The 15,225-nt window shown below is 58.2% G+C and carries 15 protein-coding genes; 7 read left to right on the top strand and 8 right to left on the bottom strand.

Translation table 11 applies throughout. The features are described from left to right. Window positions 1-53: 53 nt before the first annotated feature. Window positions 54-1,073: an NADP-dependent oxidoreductase gene (locus ACTIEN_RS19105; protein WP_439524746.1), complete on the top strand. Its 1,020-nt coding sequence runs from the start codon at window positions 54-56 to the stop codon at window positions 1,071-1,073. 1 nt (window position 1,074) lies between these two features. Here ACTIEN_RS19105 and ACTIEN_RS19100 read toward each other — a convergent pair whose 3' ends face one another. The 5 genes from ACTIEN_RS19100 to ACTIEN_RS19080 form a co-directional block, all read right to left on the bottom strand. Beyond that, window positions 1,075-2,607 carry an ATP-dependent DNA helicase gene (locus ACTIEN_RS19100; RefSeq protein ID WP_439524745.1) on the bottom strand — a complete coding sequence of 511 codons (1,533 nt, stop codon included), beginning with the start codon at window positions 2,605-2,607 and terminating at the stop codon, window positions 1,075-1,077. A 38-nt stretch (window positions 2,608-2,645) separates the two neighbouring features. After that, entirely contained in the window at window positions 2,646-3,284 is a 639-nt protein-coding gene (locus ACTIEN_RS19095; RefSeq protein ID WP_439524744.1) for an acyl-homoserine-lactone synthase, read from the bottom strand. A gap of 121 nt (window positions 3,285-3,405) precedes the next feature. Further along, entirely contained in the window at window positions 3,406-4,134 is a 729-nt protein-coding gene (locus ACTIEN_RS19090) for a helix-turn-helix transcriptional regulator (RefSeq protein WP_439524743.1), read from the bottom strand. Between the two features lie 356 nt (window positions 4,135-4,490). Then, on the bottom strand, window positions 4,491-5,777 hold the full coding sequence (ccrA, locus tag ACTIEN_RS19085) for a crotonyl-CoA carboxylase/reductase (RefSeq protein WP_439524742.1): 1,287 nt from the start codon (window positions 5,775-5,777) through the stop codon (window positions 4,491-4,493). Between the two features lie 162 nt (window positions 5,778-5,939). Next, window positions 5,940-7,283 (bottom strand): 1-acyl-sn-glycerol-3-phosphate acyltransferase, encoded by a 1,344-nt coding sequence (locus ACTIEN_RS19080; protein ID WP_439524741.1) that lies wholly within the window; start codon window positions 7,281-7,283, stop codon window positions 5,940-5,942. A gap of 66 nt (window positions 7,284-7,349) precedes the next feature. Here ACTIEN_RS19080 and ACTIEN_RS19075 point away from each other — a divergent pair, with 66 nt between their 5' ends. The 6 genes from ACTIEN_RS19075 (at window position 7,350) to ACTIEN_RS19050 (ending at window position 11,998) form a co-directional block, all read left to right on the top strand. Then, on the top strand, window positions 7,350-7,547 hold the full coding sequence (locus ACTIEN_RS19075) for a hypothetical protein (RefSeq protein WP_439524740.1): 198 nt from the start codon (window positions 7,350-7,352) through the stop codon (window positions 7,545-7,547). Continuing rightward, the gene (locus ACTIEN_RS19070; RefSeq protein WP_439524739.1) at window positions 7,544-9,520 is read left to right on the top strand and encodes a methylmalonyl-CoA mutase family protein; all 1,977 of its coding nucleotides are present in this window, start codon (window positions 7,544-7,546) and stop codon (window positions 9,518-9,520) included. Before ACTIEN_RS19075 ends, ACTIEN_RS19070 begins: the two co-directional genes overlap by 4 nt. A 78-nt stretch (window positions 9,521-9,598) precedes the next feature. Continuing rightward, window positions 9,599-10,078, top strand: coding sequence for a hypothetical protein (locus tag ACTIEN_RS19065; protein ID WP_439524738.1), 480 nt, complete (start codon window positions 9,599-9,601; stop codon window positions 10,076-10,078). A 136-nt stretch (window positions 10,079-10,214) separates the two neighbouring features. Next, the gene (locus tag ACTIEN_RS19060) at window positions 10,215-10,526 is read left to right on the top strand and encodes an H-NS histone family protein (RefSeq protein ID WP_439524737.1); all 312 of its coding nucleotides are present in this window, start codon (window positions 10,215-10,217) and stop codon (window positions 10,524-10,526) included. Window position 10,527: 1 nt separating this feature from the next. Beyond that, window positions 10,528-11,232 (top strand): purine-nucleoside phosphorylase, encoded by a 705-nt coding sequence (gene deoD / locus ACTIEN_RS19055; protein WP_439524736.1) that lies wholly within the window; start codon window positions 10,528-10,530, stop codon window positions 11,230-11,232. A gap of 187 nt (window positions 11,233-11,419) precedes the next feature. Next, a complete protein-coding gene (locus tag ACTIEN_RS19050; RefSeq protein ID WP_439524735.1) occupies window positions 11,420-11,998 on the top strand; it encodes a hypothetical protein in 579 nt (192 codons plus the stop codon). Here the strand turns inward: ACTIEN_RS19050 and ACTIEN_RS19045 are convergent. The 3 genes from ACTIEN_RS19045 to ACTIEN_RS19035 form a co-directional block, all read right to left on the bottom strand. Continuing rightward, the gene (locus tag ACTIEN_RS19045) at window positions 11,995-12,846 is read right to left on the bottom strand and encodes an urea carboxylase-associated family protein (protein WP_439524734.1); all 852 of its coding nucleotides are present in this window, start codon (window positions 12,844-12,846) and stop codon (window positions 11,995-11,997) included. The genes ACTIEN_RS19050 and ACTIEN_RS19045 overlap by 4 nt on opposite strands. 135 nt (window positions 12,847-12,981) lie before the next feature. Continuing rightward, window positions 12,982-14,151 carry a type III PLP-dependent enzyme gene (locus ACTIEN_RS19040; protein WP_439524733.1) on the bottom strand — a complete coding sequence of 390 codons (1,170 nt, stop codon included), beginning with the start codon at window positions 14,149-14,151 and terminating at the stop codon, window positions 12,982-12,984. A 537-nt stretch (window positions 14,152-14,688) separates the two neighbouring features. Further along, a partial coding sequence (locus tag ACTIEN_RS19035; protein WP_439524732.1) for a BLUF domain-containing protein occupies window positions 14,689-15,225 on the bottom strand: 537 nt, incomplete at its 5' end.

Genomic DNA, 15,225 nt, shown 5'->3' with positions numbered 1-15,225 from the left:
TACACTGGGCATCCGACCCGGCACACGCAACCAAATTCCTCAGGGAGACTTTCATGTCCGATACCATGTCCCGCATCACTCTGGCCCGCCGACCGAAAGGCGCGCCCGTGCAAGACGATTTCAAGCAGGTCACAGAGTCACTGCCCGCGCCATCTGAAGGTCAAGTTCTGATCGCGGTCTCCCACCTGTCGCTTGACCCTTACATGCGCGGCCGCATGGATGACGTCAAAAGTTATGCGCCGTCGGTCGATCTTGGCGGCACCATGACCGGTCAGGGCGTTGGCCGCGTGCTGACAAGCAAAGCCGATGGGTTTGCAGAAGGCGACATCGTCACCGGCATGACCGGCTGGGCAAGTCACGCCTGCCTCCCCGGATCCGATCTGCGCAAGCTTGACCCGTCTTTGCCGCCTTCCACGGCGCTGGGAGTCCTGGGCATGCCCGGCCTTACCGGATGGGTCGGCTTGCACACATTCGGCAAACCCAAGAAAGGCGAGACGCTTGTCGTGGGGGCGGCGACCGGCCCTGTTGGATCCATGGTCGGCCAACTCGCCAAAAGCCTTGGCCTGCGCACTGTTGCCATCGCGGGCGGCGCCGAAAAATGCCGCCTTGCCACCGAAACTTTCGGCTTTGACGCCGCAATTGATCACCGCGCCCATGACGACGCCCAATCATTGCGCGCCGCCATAACAGAGGCGGCCCCCGACGGCGTGGACATCTACTGGGAAAACGTCGCCGGTATGCTTCTGGAGGCTGTGATGCCGCTGATGAACGTACACGGTCGCATCCCGGTGTGCGGCATGATCGCATGGTATGGCGGTGCGAATATCGAAGACAGCAACCAATTGCCCGGCATGTGGCGCAGCATACTGGTCAAGCGGCTTCAGGTGTCCGGTTTCATCATCTTCGACCACTGGGATCAGTACCCGGCCTTCCTTGGCGATGTCGGACCCAAAGTCGCCGCGGGCGAGATTACGTATCTCGAAGACGTGGCAGAGGGTCTTGAAAGCGCTCCGGCGGCGTTCATTTCCCTGCTCAAGGGCGGCAATGTCGGCAAGCAGATCGTGAAGCTGTAATCTAAAACTCGGCCTCCACTTCCAATTCCAACGGTGCCACAGGCGCGGATCTCAGATCATCCACCCGCAACGGCCCTGTTGGTTTGGACAGCCGGTTTCGCACCACCCAGTGCAGCCGCGTGGATGCCCGCGTGATCGCGACATAGGCCAGCCGTTTCCAAAGCGGCTGGCCTGCCTCGACCCTCCCCATGCGAGCGGCCACTTCCAAATCCGGCGCAAACACCTGAACCGTGTCCCACTGCGACCCTTGCGCCTTGTGGATGGTAACGGCAGCACCATGCAGGAAGGTGGCCCCCATCCGGGCCGCAAACGGGATAAACGGTTCTTCCTCGTCCGGCTTTTCGATCTTGACGATTGATGCCGCCGACACCTGCGGGTCCTCGGCCCCGATGACGTGAAGGCGCGAAAACCCGGGCTTGCGCCCAGGTCCAAGATAAATGACCTGCGCCCCCTTGATGAGACCGCGCGCCTCAAGATCAAGCCGCTTTTTGCGGTGTTTCACAGGCAATTCGATTCCGTCGCAGATCAATGGTTCGCCTTCCAGAAGTGAATCCATCGGCGCGCCGTGAACCGCGCGGAACGCATTGATCAGTTTGATCCGCGTCACGTTGCGCCACACAAGAACAGGCGACCGCGCCATCAGATCGACCTCGACGCGTTGGCCCCAGACAACACGGTCATCGGTACGCGCTATCTCCTCGACCATGCGCTCGAACCCGTAAAAGTCCAGCGCCGGATCAGCCAGGGCATGAGCCAGGTCCAGAATGGGGTTATCCGCATCCTGCCGGTGGATACGATTGAGGTTCAGCACCTGCGTCGGCGCAAGCGTCTCGAACACCATCTTGCCGGATTGATTCACCGGAGCGAGCTGTGCCGGATCGCCAAACAGCAGCAGGTTCGGGAAAATCTCGCGCAGGTCTTCAACCTGTCGTTCATCAAGCATCGACGCTTCGTCCACAAACCCGATATCAAGCGGATCCTCGCGGCGTTTCCAGCCGGTGATGAAATCGGACCCGCGCAACCCCGCCGCCGCAAGCGCCGCAGGAATGGATTTATGCGATTGAAACGACATCTGCGCGCGGGCCAATGCCTCTTCGGTCAGTCCCTCGATCTCGGGCTTGTCGCCGTTGCCCATCAGCCATTCGGCGATACGTTCGTATTCCGGGTCATAAACGGGGGTGTACAGAATACGGTGAATGGTGGTCGCGGGCACGCCACGCATCCGCAGTACAAAGGCCGCCTTGTTGGTCGGTGCCAGCACCGCAAGCGTGCGGCGATCCTTGCGACGACGGCCTTCATAATCGCCCGACACGATGTCCACACCTGCGTTCTGCAAAGCCTTGCACAGCTCGGCCAAAAGCAGCGTCTTGCCCGATCCGGCCTTGCCCGTGATCGCCATGATCTTGGTCTTGCCGTCCCGCGGCGGCAGCAGAATACCATCGTCCAGATCGACACCCGCCTCGCGCAGCATGTCGGCCACCTGATCATGGGCGGCGGCCTGATCTTCGGAAAATGTGAGCGCGGGCAATGTCATGCGCGGACCCTATAGACCTGCGCAAAAAGGCACCAGTGTCAGGCCGCACTTACCGCCAATTGCGGGGCGTCATTTCCGAACGCCGCGGCGAACCAGCCACGCGACGCCTGCAGAGGAACGCCGGCCACCCGCGACACCTGTTTCTGCGATGCTTCGGTGAATTCCCAAAGTCCAACACTGATAGACTGGCGCCCCTCGCCCTGCGTGCCCAGCACCTCGGGTGAGGCACCGATCCGGTTGTAAATCCGCACCATGCGCGCATCGAAGACGCCGACAAAATGCTTGATCCCGAAACCCTGCATGATTTCCCCCCCGGCAAGCATCAACGCCGCTGCCGTCCCCGTTTCGGTATCACGCGCAAGACAGAACCGCGTACATTCCCAGATGAACGGGCTTTGAAACGACACACCGTCGGTCAGTTCGAGGAAATGATCGTTCACCATCGTGCGCCCGGTTGTGGGCAGAAACCGCATTGATCCACCATGGGTGCCATCCGCCTTTTCCCAGATCACATAGAGCGGGTTCTGATCGTCGTATTCGTCTCTTTCCTGCCCGTCCGCGTTGACGCTGACGTCCCAGCCAAGGCGCGTCTTGAACTGATCCGCGCGGTCTTCGAACATCGTGCGTTCCAAAAGCGGGAATTTCGCCAGTTGATCGCCATACAGATACCGAATCATGAGCATGTCCTCCATTGCTGAAGGACAGGCTGCTGCTCAAAGATGAATCGTTTGTTTCGACACCGTACGCTGGCTGTTGCGTGGCGCATTATTGCTTATTTGGAAACAATGCGCCACAGGATCACACCACGATCTGACCCCGTGCCATCGCCCGCGCCACAGCATGTGTGGTGTTCAGCGCACCTAGCTTGAATCGCGCACTTTCGATGTAGACACGCAAGGTATGCTCGGAAATGGACAAGGTGTCCGCGACCTGCGCCCTGCTGTATCCCACCGCCAAGAGCGTCATCGTTTCCACCTCTCGCGGCGAAAGCGGCTGGGTCGCTTCGGGCTTGCGGCCGGGTTCAAGCTTTAACGCGGTCTGGTTGAAGTAATGCGCCAGCAAGATCAGTTCGCGACGGTTCAGCTCTGTAAAACTGGCCCATGCGGCATCGTCACAACTATGGCTGACCGTGAAAAGCGCAAATTGCCCATTGGGTCCGCGAATCGGAATGGAATAGCCCTGATTGCCGATCCCATGCGCCACCGCATCGTTCAGAAACGCGCGCGCCGCTTTGCCAGACCAATCCAGCCGTTTCCAATCCACCGGATGGAACCGCTGGTAACACCCGATCACCACAGGATCTATGCGCAGGTAGCCTTTCTCAAGGTATCTCGCGACCCAAATCGGATCGTAAGTGCCACATCCGTACTGTGTTCCGTTGCTGGACACCCAGTGATATACCATGTCATCGACCGCGTAGTAATCCCGCAGCCATTCGATAACACTTTGCAATTCCTCAAGATGTTCGGCGCACTCCAAACGCGCGATCACATCGTCCAACTGAGGCACTTTCTCCAAGAAGCCCACGGCCTATCCCTTTACCGTGTGATCCGATTTCTGCCCGAGCTACCAATTGTGTATCATCCAACTTGGCAGCCAGAGCATCAAGATCGTTGGCAAGAGCAAACGTCTTGAGGTCGGTCAACACATCTATGATCCAATCATGTCCCATTTCAGCGTCACCTCCAGATAGTTAACAGAACGTTAATACAACTCTAGCATGTGGAAATAATTTGGCAAATTCCCTGATTCCAACTCCCCAGTTATGGCGAGTGCGAAATTTGTACTGCACTGATTCCGCTGCAAGAGCCCCATGAGAACGAAAAACCCGCAGGCCTGACAGGCCCACGGGTCACACTTAGCAGCGATAGGTAATCAGTTCGTTACGATCCGGCGGCCAAGGCATCTTCGAATGTGCGCAGCCCGGTTTTCGGGGCCTGAACCAAAACCGCCATGTTGCCCGGCTTGTGTTCATTGCGCAGCATCTTGGTGTGGGCCTGCGGGATCTCTTCCCACGGGAACACTTCGGACATGCACGGATCAAGCCGGCGCTCTACCATCAGCTGGTTTGCCGACGCCGCCTGTTTCAGATGCGCAAAATGCGAACCCTGCAAACGCTTTTGGTGCATCCACATGTAGCGCACGTCAAACGTACAGTTGAACCCGGAGGTCCCAGCGCAGATCACGACCATGCCACCCTTCTTGCAAACGAGTGTGGACACCGGGAACGTGCTTTCACCCGGATGTTCGAACACCATGTCCACGCTCTTGCCCTTGCCGGTGATGTCCCAGATCGCCTTGCCGAACTTGCGCGCTTCGGTGAACCATTCCTTATACTCGGGCGTGTTCACCGTCGGCAGTTGCCCCCAGCAATTGAAGTCCTTGCGATTGATGACACCCTTCGCGCCCATTGACATGACGAAGTCGCGCTTGTCCTCGTCAGAGATCACGCCAATTGCATTTGCCCCTGCGGTGTTCGCCAACTGGATCGCATAGGACCCCAGACCACCCGACGCGCCCCAGACCAAGACGTTCTGGCCAGGACGCAATTCATGCGGCTGGTGGCCGAACAGCATCCGGTATGCCGTGGCAAGCGTCAGCGTGTAACAGGCACTTTCTTCCCAGGTCAGGTGCTTGGGACGGGGCATCAACTGTTGTGCCTGAACGCGCGTGAACTGCGAAAAGGAACCGTCCGGGGTTTCATAGCCCCAGATGCGCTGTGTCGGGCTGAACATCGGGTCGCCGCCGTTGCATTCCTCGTCGTCGCCATCGTCCTGGTTGCAGTGGATGACGACCTCGTCACCGACCTTCCAGCGCTTCACCTTGTCGCCGACTTTCCACACGATCCCCGACGCGTCGGATCCGGCGATATGATAAGGGGCCTTGTGGCCGTCAAACGGGCTGATCGGCTGGCCAAGACCGGCCCAGACACCGTTATAATTGACGCCCGCAGCCATCACGAGAACCAGCACCTCGTGGCTGTCGATCTCCCAGGTATCGACAACTTCGACCTTGAAAGACTCTTCCGGCTCTCCGTGACGCTCGCGGCGGATCGCCCAGGAATACATTTGCTTCGGAACATACCCAAGTGGAGGCATTTCACCGATCTCGTACAAGTCTTTCTCAGGCGCGTCGTACGCCGCGATGCCGGTCTGCTGATCCAGGGCCATCAGAGCCTCCTTCCGTCAGATTCAATACGTGCCGCAATGCAGAATCGCGGCGTCTGACCCTGAAATAGGGGGCTGTTTGAAATTATGCAACAAGAATTGGATGGTTTTTGTAACTTTATGACCGAGCGAGCGCAGCAATTCCTTTGCGCACGCAGAATAATCCTACATCAAGTGCTTGATTGAATTTGCATAGAATCCGGCCAGCGCCGCCTTTTCCGTGGGAATTCTCAGCACCCCGGAGTCATCCAAAACGATCCGCCGCTCCTTCAAGCTACGCAGCCCATATTCCAACGCGTAGTCACGATCATTCCGGGGCAGATGCACCTGTGCGCCCTCAAGCCGCTTCATGGCGACACCAAACGCATCCTCTAGTGCGTCCCGCGTCATCGGCCCGTCGCGCAACAGCAGGAATGCGATCAATGGCACCGGCAACACCGGAACAGCCGATGATATCCGCGCCATGATCGTTTCCGACAGCGCCTCTGGTCTGTCGCGACCATCCTTGACCTCACTCAGAAGCAAGGGCGCGCCAAAACTCACGGCGGCATACCCGAACTTGTGAAATTTTCCGCGAACCCGCAACCAAAGCTGACGCAGGATGGCCCGGAAGATCACGCTGATCTTGGCGCGGAACTTGCGTTCCCCCTTGTCCTGCGCCCGAAGCAGGATCGTATCCTCGAGCACGCGGTCATAGTTGAGGGCGATGGGGACAAAGACCACATCACGCCCGGCCGCCACTGCACCTTCAAGGATGTATTTCAGAATGCCGACCTTGGGTCTGGCCAGACTGCCATCAAGGCTCAACCCGCCTTCCGGGAACACGGCCTGTGTCACACCCGCGCCGGTCGCTTGCTGGACATATTTGGCCAATACCTTGCGATACAGATCGTTGCGCGACTTGCGGCGAATGAAATACGCTCCCATCGCCCGGATCAACCGCGACAGCGGCCAGACGCGGGCCCATTCCCCAACCGCATAAGACAACGCCGAGCGATCCGCGGCAAGATAGGTGACCAGAACGTAGTCCATGTTGGATCGGTGGTTCATCACGAACACCACTGTCGCGTCGGGATCGACCTGCGCCAGACCCGCATCCTGATGCACCATACGCACGCGGTAAAGTGAATTACTAAGGAACCTGGCCGCGCGGATGGCAAAGCCGAAATAGGCCCACGCAGAAAACGACGGCACGATCTCGCGCGCATACCGGCGCGCGCGCTCGAATGCCACGTCTTCACGCACGCCTTCAGCCCTTGCATGATCGACAATCGCCTGCGTCACCTCGGGATCATAGACAAGCCTCTGGATCATGTCCTGACGCCGCAACAGCTTGAAGGGCTGAATCGGCCGCTCAAGCCGCTCGTTCAGACGTTTGACGGCGCGTTCCATCCGACGGCGAAAGAACCACCGCACCGACGGGAACAGGAAATGCGACGCAAAGGTCACCGCCGCAAAAAGCAGGATCAGAATGAAGGCCCATAAAGGTAATGTCACCTGCGAGGTCATGTCGGCACTCTTGCAACGAAGCGGAACCGGGTAAACAACTTATGGCCCGTCGCAACAGACAGAAACATGAATGCCACGATCACTCTCATCAGTCAGAGCTGCCTCTTTGGCTTTTCCAACGCCAAGGTCATCGGATATGCTGTCACGCAGAAAAAGCGGGACGCCGCAGTGCGGCGAATTGACAGCGACACAAAGTTTCAAGTATTTATCACGAAACGCAACAAGATTACCCGGCGAATCCCGCCGTTGACGGAGCAGACATGACAGACGCACAGACACCGCCCCGTGACCGCCCCTGGTTGATCCGCACCTATGCAGGGCATTCCACTGCCCAAGCCTCGAACGCGCTCTACCGCTCCAATCTTGCCAAAGGTCAGACCGGACTGTCCGTCGCTTTCGACCTGCCCACACAGACAGGCTATGACAGCGATCACGTTCTCGCACGCGGCGAAACCGGCAAGGTCGGCGTTCCAGTCAGCCACCTTGGCGACATGCGCGCATTGTTCGACCAGATCCCGCTGGAACAGATGAACACCTCGATGACGATCAACGCGACGGCGCCTTGGCTGCTGGCGCTTTATGTCGCCGTGGCCGAGGAACAGGGCGCGGATGTTTCCAAACTGCAAGGCACGGTGCAGAACGATCTGATCAAGGAATACCTGTCGCGCGGCACCTATATCTGCCCGCCGAAACCGTCGCTCAAGATGATCGGGGATGTGGCAGAATACTGCTACACGCATATCCCGAAATGGAACCCGATGAACGTCTGTTCCTACCACCTGCAAGAGGCCGGCGCGACGCCGGAACAGGAACTGTCTTTTGCGCTGGCCACCGCCGTTGCCGTTCTCGACGAACTCAAGCCACGCGTCCCGGACGAAGATTTCCCCGCCCTCTGCGGTCGTATCTCGTTCTTCGTCAACGCGGGCATCCGATTTGTCACCGAGATGTGCAAGATGCGCGCCTTTGTCGATCTCTGGGATGAAATCCTCGAAACCCGCTACGGCATCACCGACGCCAAGTTCCGCCGCTTCCGCTATGGCGTTCAGGTCAATTCTCTGGGCCTGACCGAACAGCAGCCGGAAAACAACGTCTACCGCATCCTGATCGAGATGCTGGCCGTAACCCTGTCCAAGAACGCCCGCGCCCGCGCCGTGCAATTGCCAGCCTGGAACGAAGCGCTTGGCCTGCCCCGCCCTTGGGATCAGCAATGGTCGATGCGGATGCAGCAGATCCTGGCCTATGAAACCGACCTCTTGGAATTCGATGACCTGTTCGACGGCAACCCGGCGGTGGATCGCAAGGTCGAACAGCTCAAGGCAGGCGCGCGGGCCGAATTGGCAAACCTTGATTCCATGGGCGGCGCTATCGGCGCAATCGAGTACATGAAAGGCCGTCTGGTCGAGTCCAACGCCGACCGCCTGAACAGGATCGAACGCAACGAAACCATCGTCGTCGGGGTCAACAAATGGATTGATGGCGAACCAAGCCCGCTGCAAACCGAAGACGGCGGCATCATGGTTGTCGACCCGGCGGTCGAACAGGACCAGATCGACCGCCTGAACGCCTGGCGCGCCGAACGTAACGACGGAGAAGTGCAGGCCGCCCTGTCAGACCTGCGCGCGGCGGCCAAAGAGGGCAAGAACGTCATGCCCGCCTCTATCGCCGCCGCCCGCGCGGGTGTCACCACCGGCGAATGGGCACAGGAAATGCGCAACGTCTACGGGGAATACCGTGGACCGACGGGCGTTTCCAAATCCGTCTCGAACAAGACCGAAGGGCTGGACGACATCCGTGATGCGGTGAACGCCGTCAGCGATAAGCTCGGTCGCCGCCTCAAGTTCCTCGTCGGCAAGCCGGGCCTTGATGGCCATTCCAACGGCGCCGAACAGATCGCCTTCCGCGCTCGCGATTGTGGGATGGAGATCGACTACGAAGGTATCCGCCTCACCCCGGATCAGATCGTCACCGCCGCACAGGAAAACGACGTACATGTGGTTGGCCTGTCGATCCTCTCGGGCAGTCACATTCCTCTGGTCGAAGACATGATGACCAGAATGCGCGAGGCAGGCCTTGGCCATATCCCCGTGATTGTCGGAGGCATCATCCCGGAAGAAGACGCGACCCGCCTGCGCGCAATGGGTGTTTCGAAAGTCTACACCCCCAAGGATTTCGAACTGAATGCGATCATGATGGACATCGTCACTCTGGTTGATCCAAAGGCAGTGGCCGCCGAATAGACCAATCCCTCTCTTTAATGCAGTTACGCGAACAGATACGGTTCGGACCGTACCCGTTAGTTTATCAAGAGAGGCTCCATGAAACAGCTATTCACCGTCGTTCCCTTCATCCTGCTGCCATTTGCGGTGCAGGCCGAAACCCAACTCGAACGCCTCGAAGATGTGTCCGAACGCATGAACTCTGCGGTCATGGAGATGATGGTGCGCGAAGTCGAAAGACAGGGCGGCAACCCAGAGCCCCTGCGCGGCGCAATACCCGACGGTGAATGGAATGACGCTTATCGCGACGCAGGCCAATGTATGCTTGATCGCTACACCGAAGCGTCAAGCCAAAGTGACGTTGACGAAATGATCACCAAAATGGAGGGCATGATCCCCATGATGGCGACCGCAAACATGGAAGATCTCGGCGACAATATGGACATCACGCCAGAGGGCATTTCTGACGAACTTTCCATGCAAATCAATAACGACTGCGGTATGACGGACTTGATGTTGGAGCGCATGCAAGAGTCCGGTTTCACCGAAGCCCTCATGCAATCAATGTCAGCAAATTGACGACTTATGCGTGTAATCTCAACCTGACATTGCAGAATTTACGCTCATAAATTGCATTTCCGACCGGCGAATTGACTTCGCTCGAAAGTCGGGTATTTCCTTCGAAATCTAGAAAAACAAAGTCTTGGAGGAACTCATGAGCGTAGATCTCAACAATATGTCCAAAGATGAGCTTAAAACGCTTATCAAAGAAGCGGAAAAAGCGCTGAAGTCTTTGGAAACACGTCGTCTGACACAAGCCAAGAAAGCAGCCGAGTCGGCGGCAAAGGAATATGGTTTTTCGCTTGACGAATTGCTGGGCGGTGCGCCTAAGAAAGGCTCAAAAAGCGCCCCGAAATATCGCAACCCGAACGACCCCGACCAGACCTGGACCGGCAAAGGCCGCAAACCGAATTGGGTAAACGATGCGCTGGCCGCCGGGAAGAACATGGATGATTTGAAGATCTGAAATGACAGTCCATATCGGAGCCAAAAACGGCGACATCGCCGAAACCGTTCTGTTGCCGGGCGATCCCTATCGCGCAAAGTGGGCCGCGGAAACGTTCTTGCAAGACGCGCAACTCGTGAACGAAGTGCGTGGGATGCTTGGCTTTACCGGAACGTGGAAAGGCCATCGAGTCACCATTCAGGGCTCCGGGATGGGCATGCCATCGCTTTCGATCTACGCCAATGAACTGATCCGCGATTACGGTGCAAAGACCCTGATCCGGATCGGCTCTTGCGGCGGCATGCAACCGCATGTGGGCATTCGCGATGTGATCCTGGCAATGACGGCAAGCACGCTTTCCACTCCCTCCCGCGGAATCTTCAAAGACCTGAACTTTGCACCCTGTGCCGATTGGAGCCTCTTGCGCGCCGCAGCAGACGCCGCAGACGCCAAGGGAACCAAGACCCATATTGGCGGAATATATTCGTCCGATGTGTTTTACGACGAACGCCCCGACCTCAACGAACAGATGACCCGTCACGGAATACTCGGTGTCGAAATGGAAGCGGCTGAACTTTATAACCTCGCTGCGCGCCATTCGGTGCGCGCATTGGCGGTTCTGACTGTCTCCGATCACCTCCAGACCGGCGAAGCGCTCCCGTCGGAAGACCGCGAACGCAGCTTTGGAGACATGGTCGAAATCGCGCTGACGGCAGCGTTCAGCTAAAGCGCCGAACCCGCAGGATAGTCACTTTCTGCGGGTTCGCCCGTCCTTTCTCGCGATTGGCACCAGCAACATTTTTCCAAATTCGCTGCAATCGCCCAAACACGTTCCAATTCCCGCCGCAATTTGTTGCGACAACGGTGTCATGCCTCAGTGGTTGATTGACATATACGTCCTCCTGACAAGCCGCGTGCCCATTCCCCGCATGCTGTTCCTGTTCAGCGTAGTGACCCTTTCGCTGTTTACGCTCACCGCGCATCATCACGAGACACTTATTCAGGTCGGCGTGGTCCTTCCGGTAATGTGCGCGTTATTCGGCCATCTTGCGGTTGTTTCGGTCAAGATGCCTGAAACCCTCGATACCTTTGACCGGATCGGAGTGCCAAATTCCAGTGGAAAGCTGATCCTGATCTATCTGGCAGCCTATGCTGCGATGATGGCGGTTCCGTCACTGGCCGTGGCACAATCTGCACTCAGCATTCTGATTGCGGTATATCTTGGAATGTTCATGGCCGTGTTTTATCTGATGGGCGATGGCGACAAGCTGAGCTGGTTCGCGCGGCAGTGGGACGATGGCCAGCGCAACGCGGCGAACTGGCACGTTGTCCGTTTGGTGGCCTTGATCCTCCTCAACGAAATCACCACCAAACATGGCACGCCATTCGATTGGATCGTCGCGATCACGCTTGGCCCGATTGCGCTGCACTATCTGATGTATTGGACGATCCTCGCCACACATCCCTATGACAAGCTGACCCGCTCGGATTAAAGACCGCGTCCATGGGTTTGGTCATAGCCATTGACGGGCGGAGTGGTCCAATCTCCCAATGCGCCATCACCCGGACGCAGCACCTCCACCCGCAGCGGATAGCAGGCTGCCGCATCGCTAGTATGCTCGGCCGAACAGTCCCCACCCGGACAGGCCGACAACGCGCCCAACAGGTCGATCTCGGCAAAGACGGTCAGATGGTCTCCCGGGCGCACCGGGCTGGCCTTCATGAAATACTGCCCCGTGTCGCGCGTGAACCCCGTACACATGAATACGTTAAGTACATCATGCACATGCGGTTCCGCCTCGGCCAGCGACAGGCCGGTCGCATCCGCCAAGGCGCGCGTCAGGTTCGAATGGCAGCAATGATGATACTGGACACCCGTTAGCAGGTTGCCCGTATAGGGATCGCACCGCGTCCCGATGACGTCATGCACCGATCCGCCATAGGCGTCGATCCCGTACCACCCCAACGTATCCTCAACGATGGTCGCCATCGGGCGCAGGGTCGGAAACGAAGACCACAAACGCTCGCCTGTTGTCACATGTGTCCCATGAAGCGCCCGCGTCTTGCCGGAATAGAACCGTTCGGACAGGTCATGCGCGTTCCACAGGTTCAAATCCCCCACCTGCGATCCCTCGACACTCACGATGCGAAAGAACGATCCCGCAGGGACGTGAAAGGAACACGCTTCGCGCGGCGCGGCAACCGCCACATCGACCACCTCGGCACCGGCCAACGCGCGGGCATACAGTCCAAGGTCCGGCACTGGCAACGTGTCATTGGGATAACAGATCACCGGCGCAATTGCGCGGCGGGCCTCGGCATCATCTGGCGCGTCTGGCATTGGCAGGATCCTTTCAACCGTCTGGTCAAAGGACCGCAGAGCGATCAAAGGCGCAAGCCCATCGCATCTTCTCTTTTTCACAAATATGCAAAAAATTCGGCGCGCACCACAAGGCACGCGCCGGGAATGTCTTGATCAGATCGCGATCACATCCAGCGGCGGGAAGCCATTGAACCCGACCGATGCATAGGTCGAAGTGTAGGCCCCGCAGTTGCGGATCACGATGCGGTCGCCCGATTGCAGACCCAGCGGCAACTGCATCGGCTGCTTTTCATACAGCACATCGGCGCTGTCGCAGGATGGCCCCGCAAGGATGCACGCACCTGTGGTTTCGTGATCCCGGTCGGTGAGAAACTGGTAGCGGATCGCCTCGTCCATGGTTTCCGCGAGGCCCGAGAACTTGCCGATATCCAGGTACACCCAACGGTGCAGGTCACTGTCCGACTTGCGCGACACCAGCAGTACTTCGGCGGCAATCGCACCGCATTCGGCCACCAAACCGCGACCCGGCTCTGCCATGATCTGCGGAATGTCACCAAACCGGTTGTGGATCTGGCGCATGACCGCACCCGCGTAGTTCTGCGGCGCGTCCAGTTCCTGACCATAGAAAGCCGGGAAACCACCACCGATGTTGAGCAGCGTCAGGTCGAACCCTTGCGCCTTGAGCCCGTGCCACACCTCGGCCACCTGATCGAGCGTCTCACCCCACATGCCGGCTTCGCGGGTCTGCGATCCGACATGGAACGACAGGCCCACAGGCTTCAGGCCCAGTTCGATTGCCAGGGCAAACAGCGCAGGCGTCTTTTCCAGCGCACAACCGAACTTGCGCGACAGCGGCCAATCGGCCTGAAGCGATCCGACGATGAGGCGGATATAGACCTCGGCACCCGGTGCATGCTGCGCCAGCTTGTGCAGTTCTTCCTCGGAATCGGCGGCGAAATGGGTGATACCCATGTCATGCGCCCAGGCAATGTCCGACGCGCGCTTGATGGTGTTGCCGAAGGAAATCCGCGACACGTCCGCACCTGCGGCCAGAACCATCTCGATCTCGACCCGCGAAGCGGCGTCGAAATTGCTGCCCATCGCGACCAGCGTTTGCAGGATTTCAGGAGCAGGGTTCGCCTTGACGGCATAGTGAATGCGCGCACGACCAAGACCTTGGGCCAGCGCCGCGTATTGGCGGGCAACCGCTTCGGTGTCGATCACAAGAGTAGGGCGCTCAAAACGATTGCTCAGGATGAAGGCTTCTGCACGGGATACAGATGCGTCTTCGCGGGCAGAAAGCCCGGTTACGTATGCGTTCATTGGTCATCTCCAATAGACTCGGCCATTCCGGATTCCCGGCACAGACCGCTCATTTCTTTCAGAGACGTTACCGTCGCTACGTAACCGCGTGGGTGCATCGCTTGCGCTGAGCTTGCCCACCTCGACAGAGGCGCGTGCGTTGGCGTCTATATTTGCGCATATGAGGCCGAACCGGATTCGACGCAATAGAAAATTTGCACTGCGATTACATTTTTTCTGATGGCCCGTTTTCCCGTCGCAAACAAACCTTTGGACTGTCTTCCAACGCCATCTCTGCCCCGCAATACGCACACCGCCACGCTCCGGGGGCAACCCGCCTCCACCGGCATTCCCGCGTCAGCGTCGTCGTCTTGCTCCGCCAATAAAGATAGGCAAGCACACCAAGCAGAAGGAGGATCAGAAGAATTGGCATGCGATGGGTGTATCGACCCTCCGGCTTGGAACACAAGTGGGCCTCGCCGCCAAATCACCAGTGGAAAAGACGGATTGGTCGCACGTCATCTATGCTAGGCCAAACCACCCGTTGAAGGTCGTCCACTACGCCTGTGCCGCAAGACGTTCAAAAATCTGTTTGAAATCTGAAGTGCTCGCCCGATCCAGCACACCGTCTGAGATGTCCTCCGCAGACCAGATCCAGCTTTTCGCCGGATCATGGAACATCGCCCAATCACCGAATATCCGGGACGGAACGTTTTCGGTGACACGCAGCGTCATTTCAAGATGCCTGTCATCCCGCTTGATGCGATCGCAGGTGGCTTGAACAACCGTCTCGGGCCCTTCGAGCAATTGCAGGTAAATATCCTGCCGACAGACAAGCGCTCCCGTGACATTGTCCCGCGCATTGCACCGCCGTGCGTCCAGCAATATGCCGTTCAGCAGTGCACTGTCATAGCCGAAAGGCCGTGAAGAATAGATGATCTGGAAAAGGTCGGAAATGATGACCGCTCCTGTGAGACCCAATGAGACACAAACCGGCGTGCGGCCCGGTGTCTGGCGGCTAGCACTACTTTGGCAGATTTTCATCTGGGCGTTCTTCGATGAGCTTTTCACAGTGAGGGCATCGTATTGGTGGGG

Origin of the sequence: Marivita sp., from assembly GCF_051859345.1 — a bacterium.
Lineage (GTDB): Bacteria > Pseudomonadota > Alphaproteobacteria > Rhodobacterales > Rhodobacteraceae > Marivita.
This window is presented reverse-complemented; position numbering and strand designations above follow the sequence as displayed.